At 67.9% G+C, this 15,055-nt stretch carries 16 protein-coding genes; 10 read left to right on the top strand and 6 right to left on the bottom strand.

Translation table 11 applies throughout. From position 1 onward, the window contains the following. Positions 1 to 113 precede the first annotated feature (113 nt). On the bottom strand, positions 114 to 1,478 hold the full coding sequence (locus ASE67_RS16855; protein WP_055763965.1) for an NAD-dependent succinate-semialdehyde dehydrogenase: 1,365 nt from the start codon (positions 1,476 to 1,478) through the stop codon (positions 114 to 116). 237 nt (positions 1,479 to 1,715) lie between these two features. Here ASE67_RS16855 and ASE67_RS16850 point away from each other — a divergent pair, with 237 nt between their 5' ends. Continuing rightward, the gene (locus tag ASE67_RS16850) at positions 1,716 to 2,027 is read left to right on the top strand and encodes a hypothetical protein (protein ID WP_055763963.1); all 312 of its coding nucleotides are present in this window, start codon (positions 1,716 to 1,718) and stop codon (positions 2,025 to 2,027) included. Between the two features lie 63 nt (positions 2,028 to 2,090). On the opposite strand, the gene ASE67_RS16845 is transcribed toward ASE67_RS16850, so the two are convergent. Continuing rightward, entirely contained in the window at positions 2,091 to 2,585 is a 495-nt protein-coding gene (locus tag ASE67_RS16845; RefSeq protein WP_055763961.1) for a DUF427 domain-containing protein, read from the bottom strand. Beyond that, positions 2,582 to 2,929, bottom strand: a complete 348-nt coding sequence (locus tag ASE67_RS16840; RefSeq protein ID WP_055763959.1) for a thiol-disulfide oxidoreductase DCC family protein — start codon at positions 2,927 to 2,929, stop codon at positions 2,582 to 2,584. The genes ASE67_RS16845 and ASE67_RS16840 overlap by 4 nt, the downstream gene beginning before the upstream one ends. 325 nt (positions 2,930 to 3,254) lie before the next feature. Between ASE67_RS16840 and ASE67_RS16835 the strand changes: the two genes are divergently transcribed. Then, a complete protein-coding gene (locus ASE67_RS16835; protein WP_055763957.1) occupies positions 3,255 to 3,446 on the top strand; it encodes a hypothetical protein in 192 nt (63 codons plus the stop codon). Positions 3,447 to 3,459: 13 nt separating this feature from the next. Further along, positions 3,460 to 3,597, top strand: coding sequence for a hypothetical protein (locus ASE67_RS18315; protein ID WP_156348676.1), 138 nt, complete (start codon positions 3,460 to 3,462; stop codon positions 3,595 to 3,597). A gap of 29 nt (positions 3,598 to 3,626) precedes the next feature. On the opposite strand, the gene ASE67_RS16830 is transcribed toward ASE67_RS18315, so the two are convergent. Beyond that, positions 3,627 to 4,181, bottom strand: a complete 555-nt coding sequence (locus tag ASE67_RS16830) for a LuxR C-terminal-related transcriptional regulator (protein ID WP_082457218.1) — start codon at positions 4,179 to 4,181, stop codon at positions 3,627 to 3,629. Between the two features lie 154 nt (positions 4,182 to 4,335). Between ASE67_RS16830 and ASE67_RS16825 the strand changes: the two genes are divergently transcribed. From ASE67_RS16825 to paoC, 4 genes are all read left to right on the top strand, one after another. Next, entirely contained in the window at positions 4,336 to 5,241 is a 906-nt protein-coding gene (locus ASE67_RS16825; protein ID WP_055763952.1) for an NAD(P)/FAD-dependent oxidoreductase, read from the top strand. A gap of 281 nt (positions 5,242 to 5,522) precedes the next feature. Further along, positions 5,523 to 6,155 (top strand): aldehyde dehydrogenase iron-sulfur subunit PaoA, encoded by a 633-nt coding sequence (gene paoA / locus ASE67_RS16820; protein ID WP_055763950.1) that lies wholly within the window; start codon positions 5,523 to 5,525, stop codon positions 6,153 to 6,155. After that, positions 6,152 to 7,102 carry an FAD binding domain-containing protein gene (locus ASE67_RS16815; RefSeq protein ID WP_055763948.1) on the top strand — a complete coding sequence of 317 codons (951 nt, stop codon included), beginning with the start codon at positions 6,152 to 6,154 and terminating at the stop codon, positions 7,100 to 7,102. The genes paoA and ASE67_RS16815 overlap by 4 nt, the downstream gene beginning before the upstream one ends. Before the next feature lie 4 nt (positions 7,103 to 7,106). Continuing rightward, positions 7,107 to 9,296, top strand: coding sequence for an aldehyde oxidoreductase molybdenum-binding subunit PaoC (paoC, locus tag ASE67_RS16810; protein WP_055763946.1), 2,190 nt, complete (start codon positions 7,107 to 7,109; stop codon positions 9,294 to 9,296). 91 nt (positions 9,297 to 9,387) lie between these two features. On the opposite strand, the gene aqpZ is transcribed toward paoC, so the two are convergent. Both aqpZ and ASE67_RS16800 read right to left on the bottom strand, forming a co-directional pair. Further along, positions 9,388 to 10,203, bottom strand: a complete 816-nt coding sequence (gene aqpZ / locus ASE67_RS16805; RefSeq protein WP_443025611.1) for an aquaporin Z — start codon at positions 10,201 to 10,203, stop codon at positions 9,388 to 9,390. A 90-nt stretch (positions 10,204 to 10,293) separates the two neighbouring features. Beyond that, positions 10,294 to 10,578: a CsbD family protein gene (locus tag ASE67_RS16800; protein WP_055763943.1), complete on the bottom strand. Its 285-nt coding sequence runs from the start codon at positions 10,576 to 10,578 to the stop codon at positions 10,294 to 10,296. 452 nt (positions 10,579 to 11,030) lie between these two features. Between ASE67_RS16800 and ASE67_RS16795 the strand changes: the two genes are divergently transcribed. The 3 genes from ASE67_RS16795 to ASE67_RS16785 all read left to right on the top strand — a co-directional run bounded on the left by ASE67_RS16795 (position 11,031) and on the right by ASE67_RS16785 (position 15,026). Continuing rightward, complete coding sequence (locus ASE67_RS16795) at positions 11,031 to 12,230, top strand: AAA family ATPase (protein WP_055764028.1); 1,200 nt, start codon at positions 11,031 to 11,033, stop codon at positions 12,228 to 12,230. A 305-nt stretch (positions 12,231 to 12,535) separates the two neighbouring features. Then, the gene (locus tag ASE67_RS16790; RefSeq protein ID WP_055763942.1) at positions 12,536 to 13,576 is read left to right on the top strand and encodes a ParB/RepB/Spo0J family partition protein; all 1,041 of its coding nucleotides are present in this window, start codon (positions 12,536 to 12,538) and stop codon (positions 13,574 to 13,576) included. Positions 13,577 to 13,844: 268 nt separating this feature from the next. Beyond that, the gene (locus ASE67_RS16785) at positions 13,845 to 15,026 is read left to right on the top strand and encodes a replication initiator protein A (protein WP_055763939.1); all 1,182 of its coding nucleotides are present in this window, start codon (positions 13,845 to 13,847) and stop codon (positions 15,024 to 15,026) included. The last annotated feature ends 29 nt before the right edge of the window (positions 15,027 to 15,055 follow it).

Below are 15,055 nucleotides of genomic sequence, written 5' to 3'. Positions count from 1 at the left end.
GATGCAATAGCATCGTGACCGACGAGCAACGCAGTCCCGGATCGAAAGCGCCCCGCCGCGTCAGCGGTCGCCCGCAGGGCGATGACGGTGGTGCAAGATGGTCGGAAACCGCTCTAGGGCCGGAACACCGTCTTCAGGTTCATGAACTCGTGCAGCCCGAACGGCCCGAGTTCGCGGCCATGGCCCGACCGCTTGATCCCGCCGAACGGCGCCTCGGGCGACGACGCCAGCATCTGGTTGATCGCGGTCATCCCCGCCGCGATGTCGCGGACGAAGCGGTCCTGTTCGGCCACGTCGTTGGTCCACACTGCCGAACCGAGGCCGAACGGGATGGCATTGGCGATGTCGATCGCCTCGTCGATATCGGCCGCGCGAAAGACCATCGCGATGGGGCCGAAAATCTCCTCCGCCATCAGTGCGCTGTCGAGCGGCACGTCGGTCAGGATGCCGGCGGTCAGATACGCGCCGGGCAGGTCGGGCTGCTCTCCGCCGAACAACAGCGTCGCGCCCTGCCGCTTGGCCTCTTCGAGCTGCTTCAGCACCGTATCGCGCTGTTCGAAGCTGCTGAGCGGCCCCATGTCGCTGTCGGGATCGGTCGGGTCGCCCGGCTTCACCGCGCGCATCGCCGCCGAAAACCGGTCGAGGAACGCGTCGTAGATATCGGCATGGACGATCATCCGCTTGGCGCAGATGCACGACTGGCCGCTATTCTGGATGCGGCCGGTCACCGCCGCCTGCACCGCCGCGTCGAGATCGGCCGACGGCATCACGACGAACGGGTCCGACCCGCCGAGTTCCAGCACCACTTTCTTCAGGTTGCGCCCGGCCTGTTCGGCGACGGAGATCCCCGCCCCTTCGCTGCCGGTCAGCGTGACGGCGACGATGCGGTCGTCGGCGATCAGGTCGGCAATCGCCGAGGACTTGATCGCCAGGTTCTGGAACAGCCCCTCGGGCGCGCCGGCGTCGCGCGTCATCTCCTCCATCAGCGTGACGACGCCCTGCACGATGCTGGCATGTTTCAGCAGCGCGACATTGCCCGCCAGGATGGTCGGGGCCAGGAAGCGCACCGCCTGCCAATAGGGGAAGTTCCACGGCATGATCGCCAGCACCGGCCCCTGTGGCAGCCACGTGACCTCCGCCGTGCCGCCACCGGTCAGCGCGCTACGCTGCGGCTCCAGCATCGCCGGGCCGTGATCGGCATAATGGCGGAACGCGGCGGCGCATTTGTCGACCTCGGCCAGCGCGGATGTCAGCGTCTTGCCCATTTCGTCGGTCGCCATGCGGGCAAGCCGGTCGCGATTGGCGTCATAGGCATCGGCGATCCGGCGCAGCAGCGCGACACGCTCGGCGATCGGGGTCAGCCGCCAGCGGGCATAGGCGTCGGCGGCCAGCGCGATCTTGTGGTCGAGCTGGTCGGCGGTCAGTTCGGCATGGGTGGCGAACTGTTCCCCGGTGGCGGGGTTGGTGCTGTGGAACATGCGGCTCCGGGGGATGAAGGTTGCGCGGATCGACACTCAACGCCGCGGGCGGGCACGGGTTGCGACGGCGCGATACCAACGGTTGGGAAAATCCGCTGTGGATTGGCGGCACATACCACAGCTACATTTGTAGTCATAGTGTAAGCCATTGATATTGCTTGTTCCGTAAAACTGGCACGGCGGATGCAAAGTAGTTGGCATCACCGGAAGCAACGCCGGAATACAGGGAGAAAGCACATGACCGCCATCCGTTTCGCCGCTTCGATCGTCCTCGGCCTGGTTGCCACCACCTCGGCATTTGCCGCCGAACCCAATGCCGCGCCGACCCCGACCCCGGTCGCCGTCGTCGGCACCACCGCCGCCGCGCTGCCGATCGCGATCACGCTGGCCGCAGGCCCCGCCGCCGTCGCGTACAAGGCATCGCCGAACGCCCGCTACTGCTTCAAGACCGAAACCACCGGCAGCCGCATCCTGACCCGCGTGTGCAAGACCCGCAGCGATTGGGAAGCCCGCGGCGTCGACCTCGACCGCGCGCTCGCCGGCCGCTGATCGGCATACGCCCCAAACGCCCCGCGCCGCCCCTGCTGCACCCGCAGTGGGGGCGGTGTCGCGTTACCAGCCCATGGTGCCGGGCCCGCCCTTGAACGGGCCGGCCAGATCGGGGGTGATCCACCCACCGTAAAAGCCGCCGGGCTGCGGCACGACCGGAACCCCGTCGACGGTGCAGCGATCGAACGGTGCGGCATAGAAGGCGATATGGTCGGCAAGGATGCGGAACGCCGGGGTCGGATCGGCATAGCTCCACCCGACGCGGGCCAGCACGGTGTCGCCCACGACCACATCCCAATAGCGCGCCTGCCCCTTCCATTCGCACAGCGACCGCCCCGGTGCCGAACGCAGCAGCTCCATCGCGATGTCGGCGGGCGGGATGTAATAGCTGGGCGGGTGGCTGGTCTCCAGCGTGCGGACGGCGCGGGTCGTGTCGGCGATCACCTGTCCGCGGTGTTCGATGCGGATGCGCCGGTCGCAGGCTTCCGCGATCGCCGGGCGCGGAAAGTCCCACACGCTCACCTGCCCCGGCGCGACGGGGTCGCGGCGCGGGATCATCGTACCCACCGTTGCAGCGTCGGACGGACATGCAGGAAGCGCAGATACAGCGCCTCCAGCCAGCGCAGCACCACCTGGTTACGCGCGGCAAGGCCGAACGGGCGCAGCAGCGGGATCGCCCGCCACATCGCGGCGAACGCCGCCGCACCCGACACGATCCGCCCGGCTTCGCGGGCATGAAAGCGTGCGAGCAGCGGCCGGCGGTCGATCGGGCATGCCGCCTGCGGATCGCCGACATTGACGAAATCGATCCGCCGCCCGCGATCGAGCCGCCGCATCAGGGCGATCTCACGCAGGCACAGCGGGCAGGTGCCGTCATACCAGACGGTCAGCCGGTCAGACATGGTTCAACTGATAGAAAACCAGCAGGGCGAGGATCGCCATCATCAGCACGACCCCCAGATAGGTCATCAGGATCTTGGCGGGGCGGGACATCGGACGCAACCTTTCCGGGCGGCACGCCGCCCTTTCCTGTGTCGCGTCGCAACATGGGGACCATGGCCATCGTCGCACCTGTACCAACGGGCAGCCGGCAACGGCACGCCCGGTAATATGACGCACTTTCAGTCACTTGCTTGAACCGAACAGCGCCATCCTGCCCCAAGGGGCGGCAACCCGACGCACCACCCGCCGGTTGGTTCCCGTGAGCGGCAATGACAGGAGAACGTCATGCATCATCCACAAACCCGCCCGACGGCGGCGGCAGTCGGCATCACCCCCGACAGCGTGATCGCCGGGCGCGATGCGACGCTTCGCGAACGTGGCGCGGCGTTCTTTGCGACGCGCGGCGGCCTTGCCCTCGACCACGACCGGTCGGGACATCGCCGCTTCCAGTATCTCTACGAAGACCTGTTGATGTGAAGGAGTGCGAACGATGCGCAGGATCGAACAGAAGGAACGGACGGCGATCAAATGGGCGGCACTGATGTTCGTGCTGTTCTGGATCGGCATCCTCGCGTTCCGCATCCTCACCATGGCGACCCAGGCGAAGGCGGAAGGCTATTTCACCTGACGGCGTGGGCGCAGGGGTTCTCCCCTGCCCTATAGCCCCTGCTCCACCGCAAGGCGGATCGCCTCCGCCACGGTGCGACAGCCCAGCGCCTGCAACATCTCGGCGCGGTGCAGCTTCACCGTGCGCTCGCTGATGCCCAGTTCATAGGCGATCTGCTTGTTGAGCAGCCCGCGCATCACGCCGTCCAGCACATCGCGCTGGCGCGGGGTGAGCGCGGCGATGCGCGCGGCGGCATCGCTGTCGGGGCGGGTGCCGACCTCGATCTGCGACCCGAGCATATATTGCAGCGACCCGTCCTCGGCAAAGATCGGGGCCAGCATCACCGCGTTGCGGAACGGGGTGCCGTCCTTCTTGTAGTTCAGTACCTCGACCAATGTCGCACGGCGTTCGCGCACGGCGGCGCGCAGTTCCTCGGTCGCGGCCTCCTCGGTATCCGGCCCGCGCAGGAACCGGCAGTTGCGGCCGAGGATTTCATGTTCGGCATAGCCGGTCAGGTCGATAAACGCCTGGTTGCAGGCGACGATCGGCGTGTCGGGGAGATTCGGATCGCTGACGACGGCGGCGACGGCACTTCCGGTAATCATCTCGCCTGGGGACATCGTGCTGACCGAACCGACCGGCGGCCCCGATTGGCCGCTTCGTACTCGCCTTTGCACCGCTAAACGCCGGGGAGCAACATCGTGTCCATCCCGTGCGTTGCATCGCAGCGAAAGCGGGTAGCGAACTTAAGGAACAGGCATGGGCGATATCGCGATCATCGGGGCGGGCATGGCGGGCCTGAGCTGCGCCACCGCGCTCAAGGCGGCGGGGCGGACGGTCGCGCTGTTCGACAAGGGCCGCCGGCCGAGCGGTCGGATGGCGAGCCGGATCGTGGGCGATTTCGCGTTCGATTTCGGCGCGCTGTACATGACCGCGCGCGACGAGGGTTTCATCGCGCAGTTGGCGGCGTGGGAGGCGGCGGGCGTCGCCGCGCGCTGGCCGGCGGCGGGCGACGATGCGTGGGTCGGCAGGCCGACGATGGAGGCGCCATTGATCGCGATGGCGCAGGCGCTGGACGTGCGCTGGTCGACCCATGTCTATGCGCTGCGCCGCGACGACGCGGGCTGGTGGTTGCCGCTGGAGGCGGAGGCGGCCGGGCCGTTCGCGGCGGTCGTGCTGGCGCTGCCCGCCGAACAGGTCGCACCGCTGGTCGCGGAACGGGACGACACGCTCGCCACGCTGGCGCGCGCGCACGCTTCCGCGCCATGCTGGACGGTGATGCTGGGGTTTGACCGCCTGATCGATGCGCCCGCGCTGCTGGAGCGGGACGGGATCATCGACCGCGCGGCCCGCAACCCCGCCAAGCCGGGGCGCAGCGGGGGCGAGGCATGGACGATCCACGCCGACGCCGACTGGTCCGCGCAGCATATCGAGGCGGAACGTGACTGGGTGGTCGAACAGCTGACGGCGGCCCTGGCAAGCCGCGTCGCGGGCCTGCCCCAACCGGTGCATGGCGCGGCGCATCGCTGGCGCTATGCCCGGTCGGACGGCGCGGGGATCGGCTGCTATCATGCCGACAGCCTTGGTGCCTGCGGCGACTGGCTGATCGCGCCCCGGGTCGAGGCGGCGTGGCTGTCGGGGCAACAGCTGGCGGCGGCGATGTAGTGGAAAGTAATACCATTATCCCCACCCGTTCGTCCTGAGGTGCCACTGAGCTTGTCGAAGGGGCGTATCGAAGGACCGCTCGTGGCGAGGTGCTTCGATACGGGTCTTCGACTTCGCTCAGCCCCTACTCAGCACGAACGGAGGATTTTGCGGCGGCGATGGGATAGGCGTCGCCGCGTACCGATCCGGTCCTGTTCCGCAACCTATTCCGGTTCGCGCGCGTTACGATCCGGCTGCGGCAGAATCCGCGCAGCATCCGGGGGCTGACAGGAAACATCATCATGGGCGACACGTCCGATTTCGAACTATCGCGCCGGGGCGTGCTGACCGCGGGTGCAGCGGGCGCGGCGCTGGCGGCCAGCCCGATGGCGGCGGCGGCACAGGGTGCAACGCCCGCCGCCGCCCCGCCGACGATGCCGGTGCGGCTGAAGGTCAACGGACAGGTGCGCGAACTGACGCTCGACACGCGCACGACCCTGCTCGACGCGCTGCGCGAACACCTGAACCTGACCGGCACCAAGAAGGGCTGCGACCATGGGCAGTGCGGCGCGTGCACGGTGATGGTCGAGGGCAAGCGGATCAACAGCTGCCTGACGCTGGCGGTAATGCACGAAGGCGACGCGATCACCACGATCGAGGGGCTGGGCACGCCGGACAAGCTGCACCCGATGCAGGCGGCGTTCGTCAAGCATGACGGATACCAGTGCGGCTATTGCACGCCGGGCCAGATCTGTTCGGCGGTCGCGGTCCTCGATGAGATCAAGCGCGGCGTGCCGAGCCATGTGCAGGGCGACCTGACCAAGCGGCCGCAGGCAACGAACATGGAACTGCGCGAGCGGATGAGCGGCAATATCTGTCGCTGCGGCGCCTATTCCAACATTGCCGATGCCATGGCGGAGGTCGCAGGCGCATGAGAGCTTTCACCTATGAGCGCGCGAAGGACCCGGCCGAGGCCGCGCGGATCGTCGCCACCCGCCCCGGTGCCAAGTTCATCGCCGGCGGCACCAACCTGCTCGACCTGATGAAGCTGGACATCGAAACGCCCGCGCATCTGGTCGACGTACAGGATTTGAAGCTCGACCGGATCGAAAAGACGTCGGACGGCGGCCTGCGCATCGGCGCGCTGGTCAGCAACACCGATCTGGCCGCCGATGACCGCGTGCGGCGCGACTATGCCGTGCTGACCCGCGCGATCGTCGCGGGCGCGAGCGGACAGCTGCGCAACAAGGCGACGACGGCGGGCAACCTGCTGCAACGTACCCGCTGCCCCTATTTCTACGACACCAACATGGCCTGCAACAAGCGCAAGGCGGGGTCGGGCTGTGCCGCGATCGGCGGCTATTCGCGGCAGCTGGGCGTGATTGGCGTGTCGAACGCCTGTATCGCCACCTTCCCCGGCGACATGGCCGTCGCGATGCGCGTGCTGGATGCGGTGATCGAGACGATCGATGGCAACGGCGCGACGCGGCGCATCCCGATCGCCGACTTCCATCGGCTGTCGGGCGACCGGCCCGACCTCGACACGGTGTTGCAGCCCGGCGAGCTGATTACCGCCGTCACCCTGCCCCGTCCCTTGGGCGGCAAGCATTTCTACGAAAAGGTCCGCGACCGCGCCTCCTATGCCTATGCATTGGTGTCGGTCGCCGCCGTGATCCAGCGCGACGGCACCGGCCGCGTCGCGTTCGGTGGCGTGGCACCGCGTCCGTGGCGGGTGGAGGCAGCCGACGCGCTGCTCCGCCAAGGCGCCGCCGCCGTCACCGCGCGCGCGTTCCAGGGCGCGACACCGACCAAGGACAATGCGTTCAAACTGCCGCTCGCAACCCGCGCGCTGGCCTCCGTCATCGCGCAGGCGAAGGGGTAATTCCATGAAGTTCGAAACCCCCGCCGGTACCAACCCGATCGACCGGCAAGCGGTCGTCGGCCGTCCCCGCCCCCGCATCGACGGCCCGAAAAAGGTCGCCGGCCTTGCCCCCTACGCGTTCGAACATGCCCGCGACGTGCCCGATGCTGCATACGGCGTGATCGTCGGCGCGGGCGTGGGCAAGGGGACGATCCGTTCGATCGACCTTTCCGCCGCACGCGCCGCGCCGGGCGTGCTGGCGATCGTTACCGCCGACAGCGCGGGCCCCTTGGGCAAGGGGCGGATGAATACCGTCAAGCTGCTCGCCGGCCCCGCGATCGACCATTATCATCAGGCGGTGGCGGTGGTCGTCGCCGAAACCTTTGAACAGGCGCGCGCCGCCGCCAACCTCGTCCGCGTCGATGTTGCCCGCGCCAAGGGCCGGTTCGATCTGGAAGAGGGCCTGAAATCCGCCAAGCCTGCCCCGGGCGACGATGGCAAGCCCGAGGCACGGGTCGGCGATTTCGAGGGTGCGTATGCCAGCGCGCCGGTCAAGCTCGACGCCGAATATACCACCCCCGACCACAGCCATGCGATGATGGAGCCATTCGCCTCCACCGCGCGCTGGGACGGCGACCGGCTGACCATCTGGACCTCGAACCAGATGGTCGACTGGGGCCGCGGCGACCTGGCCAAGACGCTGGGCATCCCCAAGGACAAGATCAGCCTGCAATCGCCCTATGTCGGCGGCGGCTTCGGCGGAAAGCTGTTCCTGCGCGCCGACGCCGTGCTGGCGGCACTGGGCGCGAAGGCGGCGAAACGCGCGGTCAAGATCGCGATGGCGCGGCCGATGATGGCCAACAACGCCACCCACCGCCCCGCGACGCGCCAACGCGTCCGTATCGGCTGTACGCCGGACGGCACGATTACCGCGATCGGCCATGAAAGCGGATCGGGCGATCAGCCGGATGGCGGCCCCGAAGCAGCGGTCAACCAGACGAAGCTGCTCTATGCCGGCGCGAACCGGTTGGCGGCGATGCGGCTTGCGGTGCTCGACCTGCCCGAAGGGAACGCGATGCGCGCGCCGGGCGAGGCACCGGGCATGATGGCGCTCGAAGTCGCGATGGACGAAATGGCGGAAAAACTGGGGATGGACCCGGTGGCGTTCCGTATCAAGAACGACACGCAGGTCGATCCGGCAAACCCGAACAAGCCGTTTTCGCAGCGCCAGCTGGTCCGCTGCCTGACCGAAGGGGCCGAACGCTTCGGTTGGGTCAAGCGCAACCCGAAGCCCGCACAGGTCCGCGACGGCAAATGGCTGCGCGGGGTCGGCGTCGCATCGGCGTTCCGCAACCATGTGAACATGAAATCGGGCGCGCGGGTACGGTTGGAAAACGGCCGGGTCGTGGTCGAAACCGACATGACCGATATCGGCACCGGCAGCTACACGATCATCGCCCAGACCGCCGCCGAGATGATGGGCGTCGGCGTAGAGGCGGTCGACGTGCGCCTGGGCAACAGCGCCTATCCGGTCTCGGCCGGGTCGGGCGGGCAATGGGGCGCGCCCAACAGCACGGCGGGCGTCTATGCCGCCTGTGTCGCGCTGCGCGGGCAGGTGACGCAGAAGCTCGGGCTTGGTGCCGACGCAGTGTTCGCGGATGGCAAGGTGACCGGCGGCGGGCGTTCCGTTCCGCTGAGCGACGCCGGCAGCCTTAGCGCCGAGGACAAGATCGAGTTCGGCGCACTCGACAAGCAATATGCCTTTGCCACGTTCGGCGCGCATTTCGTCGAGGTCGCGGTCGATGCCTATACCGGCGTCACGCGGGTGCAGCGGATGCTGGCGGTATGCGCCGCCGGGCGGATCATCAACCCGACCTCGGCGCGCAGCCAGGTGATCGGCGCGATGACGATGGGCGTCGGATCGGCGTTGATGGAGGAGCTGGCGGTCGACCCGCGCTTCGGCCTGTTCGTCAACCACGACCTCGCCAGCTACGAAGTGCCGGTCCATGCCGACATCCCGCACCAGGAGGTCGCGTTCCTCGCCGAAGCCGATGACAAGGCGAACCCAATGAAGGCGAAGGGTGTCGGCGAACTGGGCCTGTGCGGCGTCGGCGCGGCGGTGGCGAACGCGGTCTACAATGCCACCGGCATCCGCGTGCGCGACTATCCGATCACGCTCGACAAATATCTGGACAAGCTGCCGGCGGTGGTCTGAGCGGGGTCGGCCGGTCCGTCGCATCGTCCGTCACCCCGGGTCAAGCCCGGGGTGACGTCGGGGGAGAGGGTTCAACCCCCTCCCCTGCCCCTCACCGTGCCGCCTCGGCCCGGCGGTCGTGGTCGACCATCCGTTCGATCGGCATGTCGCTGATCGGGCCGGGCGACTGATCCTGGCGATTGTGGGCGAACAGCCAGCGACTGGCCAGCCCGGCGACGACCGCGCCCGACAGCGGCGCGATCCAGAACAGCCACAGCTGCGACAGCGCCCATCCGCCGACCAGCAGTGCCGGGCCGGTGCTGCGCGCCGGGTTGACCGACGTGTTGGTGATCGGGATCGAGATCAGGTGGATCAGCGTCAGCGCAAGGCCAATCGCAAGCGCGGCGAACGGTGCGGCCGAACGGCTGTCGGTCGCGCCCACGATCACCAGCAGGAAGCCGGCGGTCAGCACCGCTTCGGCGACGAATGCGCTGGTCAGGCTGTAGCCGCCGGGCGAATGTGCGCCATAGCCGTTAGCGGCAAGCCCGCTGGCGGCGAGGTCAAAGCCCGGCTGCCCCGATGCGAGCAGCGCGACGACCGCCGCGCCCAGCGTCGCGCCGACCAGCTGCGCCACGATATAGCCCGGCAGGTCACGCGCCGGAAACCGGCCCGCGACGACCAGCCCGACGCTGACTGCCGGGTTGAAATGCCCGCCGGAAATGAACCCGACGGCAAAGGCCATGGTGAACACGGTCAGGCCAAAGGCGAGGGCGACGCCCAGCAGCCCGATCGAACCGGGAACATTGCCGCCCGCCGCCAGCACGGCGGCGCCACAGCCGCCAACGACGAGCCAGAAGGTGCCAAAGGCTTCCGCCGCCAGGCGGCGCGCGGCGGCAATCGGCCGCGGACGATCGGGTGCAGTCATCATGCGCTCCAGGAAAAATACGGAGAAAGATAACGGGCGGCGGAACGCCGGAGCGATCCGCCGCCCATGCCGGCCAGCTGGGCCGGTTACGCGTTACTTGCCGCGCAGGGTGTTGATGATCGCGATGGCGAGCACCCCGCCCAGCGTCGCTGCGGCGAACGGACGTTCACGGATGAACCGGCGCGCTTCGTCGATCAGCGGGCCGACCGATCCTTCGACGGCGTTCTTCGCATCGCCATAGGTCTTCTGCACCGTACCGCCCAGCTGGTCGGCCTTGCCCTCGCCGCGCAGCTTCTCGTTGCCGGTCGCAGCGCCGATGCCTTCCTTCAGCTTGCCGCCAAGGTTGGTGGCCGAACCGGTGAGCGTGTCGATATTCATTGCAGGACTCCATCAGGTTGCGGGTTGCGGGCCGATGGTCATGCCGGGGAAAATACCCGGTACAATCCAGCGCCCGTCCGCCATTCGCCAGTATCGACCGGGGCGATGCCAGTACCGCCCTGCCGAATCCCCTGACGAAGACGACGCCGCATCAATTGATCGCGCGCTGAAAATATCCTGGTATCTTTGTACTAGTGACAGCGTATTTTTGCGTCCTTGCCCCACCGGTTCGGGAATACTGGGCGATGGCCGGCCCATACCGGGTGCAGGATCGGCGCTTCATCGGGGATCGAGTCTGTCATGCGGCAGCCAAGTGCCATTCCCCCTCTCCCGCCCTCCAAAAATCCGACTGCGCGGCAGGACTGAATCAATCCGCCCAATCGCTTGCCGGATTGAAGCTGTTCGTGGCATAACCGCGGCATCAGGGTTCAAACGGGCGGATGCTGCGCAGCATGAATGCAATCACGGCACAGATCGGCGATCTGGCGGACGCGGGCGAGCGGATGATCGAGCGGCTGCGGCGCAAGGCGTTCCTGCCCGAAAGCCGCAAGGGGCTCAACGTCCGCTTCGGCATTGCCGAGGCGGCGCAGCTGCTCGGCTGTTCAACCAACCGCATCCGCATGGCGGAGGAGGACGGGCGGCTGCCCCCTGCCCCCGCTGCCGACAATGGCCGACGTCTGGGCTACAGCGTCGAGGAACTGCTGCACATGCGCGACGTGCTGGGCGCGTCGCCCGCGCGGGCGCCGCTCGACGTGCCGGCGGTGATCGCGGTGCAGAACTTCAAGGGCGGGGTCGGCAAATCGACCGTCACCACCCACCTCGCCCATTATTTCGCGGTGCAGGGATACCGGGTGCTGGTGGTCGATTGCGACAGCCAGGCGACGACGACGACCCTGTTCGGCTTCAACCCGCATTTCAACATCACCCGCGAAGAGACGCTCTACCCCTATCTCTCGATCGACCCCACGCAGAACGACCTGTCCTATGCGGTCAAGGCCACGCCGTGGCCGAACGTCGACCTGATCCCGTCGAACCTCGAGCTGTTCGACGTCGAATATGAGCTGGCGGCGGCCGGATCGGACGGCGCATCGGTGCTGGCGGCGCGGTTTCGCAAGCTGAAGCAGGGCCTGATCGACCTGGCGCGCCACTACGACATCGTGCTGCTCGACCCGCCGCCCGCGCTCGGCACGATCAGCCTCGCCGTGATGCAGGCGGCGAACGCGCTGCTGGTGCCGCTGGCGGCGACGACGCCCGATTTCTGTTCAACGGTCCAGTTCCTGTCGATGATGGACCAGGTGCTGCAGCAATTGGGGACGGCGGGGATCGAGGTCGACTACAGCTTCGTGCGGCTGATCTGTTCGAAGTTCGACGGCAACGATCCCAGCCACGCGATGGTGCGCGCGATCATGGAGCAGAGCTTCGGCCCGGCCCTCCTGCCCGTCCCGATCCTCGAATCGGCCGAGATCAGCCATGCCGCGATGCGGATGATGACGGTCTATGAGCTCGAAAAGCCGATCGGCACGCCCAAGACGCACAAACGCTGCCGCGCGAACCTCGACGAAGCGATGGGGCAGATCGAGCAGCTGGTGCGGCAGGGTTGGGGGCGGGTGACGCCGGCGAGCGAAGAGGAGGTTCTGAATGCGGCGGTTTGAGCGGTTTGACTGCGCGCAGCGCGGCGAACGAGCGCGCAGCGCCAGTCCGCTCAAACCGCTCGCCCGACGGGCCAGCAGCCCGTTCGACGTGTTCGCGCAGGCGGACACGGCGGGGTTTGCCACCACGCGCGCTACCCTCCCCGTACCCCCGCGCAGGCGGGGGTCCAGGGTAACGACAGGACAGTGCCTGCGGCTCTGGACCCCCGCCTGCGCGAGGGAACAGCAAGGTTCCGGGTACGCCGCTACGCCCGCCCCCACTTTCCTACAACGAAAAGTTCTGCATATGTTCCGCGCGGAGGTACCCCATGGCGCGTAAGCAATCCGATTATCTGGCCGCGTTGCTCGACGACGGTCCGGCCGACACCCCCGCCCCTGCCCCGCCCGAGCGCGGGCCCGAGCGGTTGCGCGGCACGACGCTGCTGGGTCGCGAATCGGCATTGGCGCGGGTGGCGTCGGGCGAGGTGCGGCAGGTCACGCAGCTGCTGCTCGATCCGGCGCGCGTGCGGATCTGGCCGGGCAATGCGCGCTCCTACGCCCATCTGACCGAGGCGGGATGCCGCGAACTGATCGATTCGATCATCGCCGAGGGTGGGCAGAAGGTGCCGGCGGTGGTCCGCCGGGTCGAGGGCGATCCGGCCTATGATTACGAGGTGATCGCCGGCACGCGGCGGCACTGGTCGATTTCGTGGCTGCGCGCGCACAGCTATCCCGACATGCAGTTTGTCGCGCAGGTCGCGACGCTGGACGACGAGGCGGCGTTCCGGCTCGCCGATCTGGAAAATCGCGCGCGGGCCGATGTGTCGGACCTCGAACGGGCGCGCAACTATGCGGCGGCGCTGAAGACCCATTACGGCAACCACGCGACGCGGATGGCCGAGCGGCTGAAGCTGTCGAAGGGCTGGCTGTCGAAGATGCTACGGGTGGCGACGCTACCCGATGCGGTGGTCGCCGCGTTCGCCTCGCCGGCCGAGGTGCAGCTGAAGGGCGGCTATGCGCTGGCGCAGGCGCTCGACGACAAGGGGCAGGCGGCGGCGATTCTGGCCGAGGCGAAGGTCGTGGCGCGCGAACAGGCGGCGGCACGGGCGAAGGGCACGGCCACCCTGCCCGCCCCCGACGTGCTGCGCCGGCTGCTCGACGCGCCGTCTCGCGGGAATACGAAGGTGCCGCCGCATGTGTGGACCTTGCAGGCGACGGGCCGGCCCGCAATGAGCGTGCAGACGTCCAACCGGCAGGGCGTGACGCTCCGCCTCCATGCCGGATCGGGCGCAAGCGTCGATGACCTGGCCATGGGGCTGCGCATCCTGCTCACCGAACTGGAGGCGCAGGGGCGCGGGCTGCAGCGGTGATGCACGAAGTTTCCCCGGGGAAACTTTTCGGTCGGTACGCCGTGTCGTTGGCGGGGCGTCGGACGATCGCCCTGCCCGCAGTATTTCTGCGACCTTCGCGCTCCCGCGTGAGCCTTATCGTTAGGACGAGGCAAGTTTCCCCGGGGAAACTTTTGGTCCACTACCTCGCGGTAGCCGGGTCGTTGCTGCCGCACATAAGCCTTGGGACTTCCCGCCTTCCCGACCCACACGGAAAAGTTTCCCCGGGGAAACTTTCGGGCAACGCCGCATGACCCGCCCCGCGCCCGACAAGAGCAGCGAACAGTTCGACCTGTTCCTCCCCTATCTCGCCGACCTGCCGTTGCGCGATCAGCGCGAGATGATGGAGCGGCCATTCTTCAGCCTTGCCAAATCGAAACGGGTCAAGCCGATCGATTACCAGAGCCCCGACGGCAAGTTGTGGGTGCATGTGTCGGCCAATGCCGATTATGGCATGGCGACGATCTGGGACGCCGACATCCTGATCTATTGCGCGAGCGTGCTGGCCGACATGGCCAGGCGGGGGGTCAATGACGTGCCGCGCAAGCTGCACCTGATGCCCTACGACCTGCTGCGTGCGATCGGGCGGCCGACGACGGGCCGCGCGTACGAGCTGCTGGGCCAAGCGCTCGACCGGTTGGTGGCGACGACGATCAAGACCAATATCCGTGCGGAGAACAGGCGCGAGGCGACGTTCAGCTGGCTGGATGGCTGGACCCAGCTGGTCGATGAAAAGACCGAACGGTCGCGCGGCATGACGATCGAGCTGTCGAACTGGTTCTGGGAAGGGGTGATGATGACCGGCGGCGTGCTGTCGATCGACCGCGCCTATTTCGACCTGACCGGCGGGCGCGAGCGCTGGCTGTACCGCGTCGCGCGCAAACATGCCGGCGGCGCGGGCGAGGCGGGCTTTGCGATCTCGATGCCGACGCTGTTCGAGAAATCGGGCGCGGAGGGGCAATATCGCCGCTTCAAGTTCGAGATCGCCAAGATCGCCGAGCGCGACGAGCTGCCGGGCTATACGCTGCTGCTGGAACAGGGCGAGGGCAAGCGCGAGCCGATGGTCCGCATGCGACGGCGCAGCGACGCGGTGCGCACCGCCAGCGTCGCGCCCTCCCCTGCCCCTGCTCCCGTGCCGGTCAGCAGCCCCGCGCCGTCGCCCGCGCGTACCGAGGAACTGGTCGATGCCGCCGCGATGATCCGTGCGTCGATCCGGGGCCTCGCGGCGCGCGCGCATGACGGCGAGATCAGCACCCAAACGCTGGAGATGCTGCGCGGCGAATGTCCGGGATGGGACTATCACCAGCTTCACGCCGACTTCCGCTCGTGGATCGACGGCGATCCGGCCCGTACCCCGGTCAATTACCAGGCGGCGTTCATCGGCTATGTCCGGCGCTTCGACGCGAAACACCGCCACGAACTGGGGCGATAGCGGCGGCGGCTTGCGTCGAAGCGCGGCCC

Source organism: Sphingomonas sp. Leaf23 (assembly GCF_001421585.1).
GTDB lineage: Bacteria > Pseudomonadota > Alphaproteobacteria > Sphingomonadales > Sphingomonadaceae > Sphingomonas.
Note: the sequence above shows the minus strand (reverse complement) of the source record. Positions and strands in the feature narration are given on the sequence as shown.

Bases quoted from the DNA above. Each gene is read 5' to 3' on its own strand.
- ASE67_RS16855 (WP_055763965.1), bottom strand. From the start codon at position 1,478: ATGTTCCACAGCACCAACCCCGCCACCGGGGAACAGTTCGCCACCCAT.
- ASE67_RS16850 (WP_055763963.1), top strand. From the start codon at position 1,716: ATGACCGCCATCCGTTTCGCCGCTTCGATCGTCCTCGGCCTGGTTGCC.
- ASE67_RS16845 (WP_055763961.1), bottom strand. From the start codon at position 2,585: ATGATCCCGCGCCGCGACCCCGTCGCGCCGGGGCAGGTGAGCGTGTGG.
- ASE67_RS16840 (WP_055763959.1), bottom strand. From the start codon at position 2,929: ATGTCTGACCGGCTGACCGTCTGGTATGACGGCACCTGCCCGCTGTGC.
- ASE67_RS16835 (WP_055763957.1), top strand. From the start codon at position 3,255: ATGCATCATCCACAAACCCGCCCGACGGCGGCGGCAGTCGGCATCACC.
- ASE67_RS18315 (WP_156348676.1), top strand. From the start codon at position 3,460: ATGCGCAGGATCGAACAGAAGGAACGGACGGCGATCAAATGGGCGGCA.
- ASE67_RS16830 (WP_082457218.1), bottom strand. From the start codon at position 4,181: ATGATTACCGGAAGTGCCGTCGCCGCCGTCGTCAGCGATCCGAATCTC.
- ASE67_RS16825 (WP_055763952.1), top strand. From the start codon at position 4,336: ATGGGCGATATCGCGATCATCGGGGCGGGCATGGCGGGCCTGAGCTGC.
- paoA (WP_055763950.1), top strand. From the start codon at position 5,523: ATGGGCGACACGTCCGATTTCGAACTATCGCGCCGGGGCGTGCTGACC.
- ASE67_RS16815 (WP_055763948.1), top strand. From the start codon at position 6,152: ATGAGAGCTTTCACCTATGAGCGCGCGAAGGACCCGGCCGAGGCCGCG.
- paoC (WP_055763946.1), top strand. From the start codon at position 7,107: ATGAAGTTCGAAACCCCCGCCGGTACCAACCCGATCGACCGGCAAGCG.
- aqpZ (WP_443025611.1), bottom strand. From the start codon at position 10,203: ATGATGACTGCACCCGATCGTCCGCGGCCGATTGCCGCCGCGCGCCGC.
- ASE67_RS16800 (WP_055763943.1), bottom strand. From the start codon at position 10,578: ATGAATATCGACACGCTCACCGGTTCGGCCACCAACCTTGGCGGCAAG.
- ASE67_RS16795 (WP_055764028.1), top strand. From the start codon at position 11,031: ATGAATGCAATCACGGCACAGATCGGCGATCTGGCGGACGCGGGCGAG.
- ASE67_RS16790 (WP_055763942.1), top strand. From the start codon at position 12,536: ATGGCGCGTAAGCAATCCGATTATCTGGCCGCGTTGCTCGACGACGGT.
- ASE67_RS16785 (WP_055763939.1), top strand. From the start codon at position 13,845: ATGACCCGCCCCGCGCCCGACAAGAGCAGCGAACAGTTCGACCTGTTC.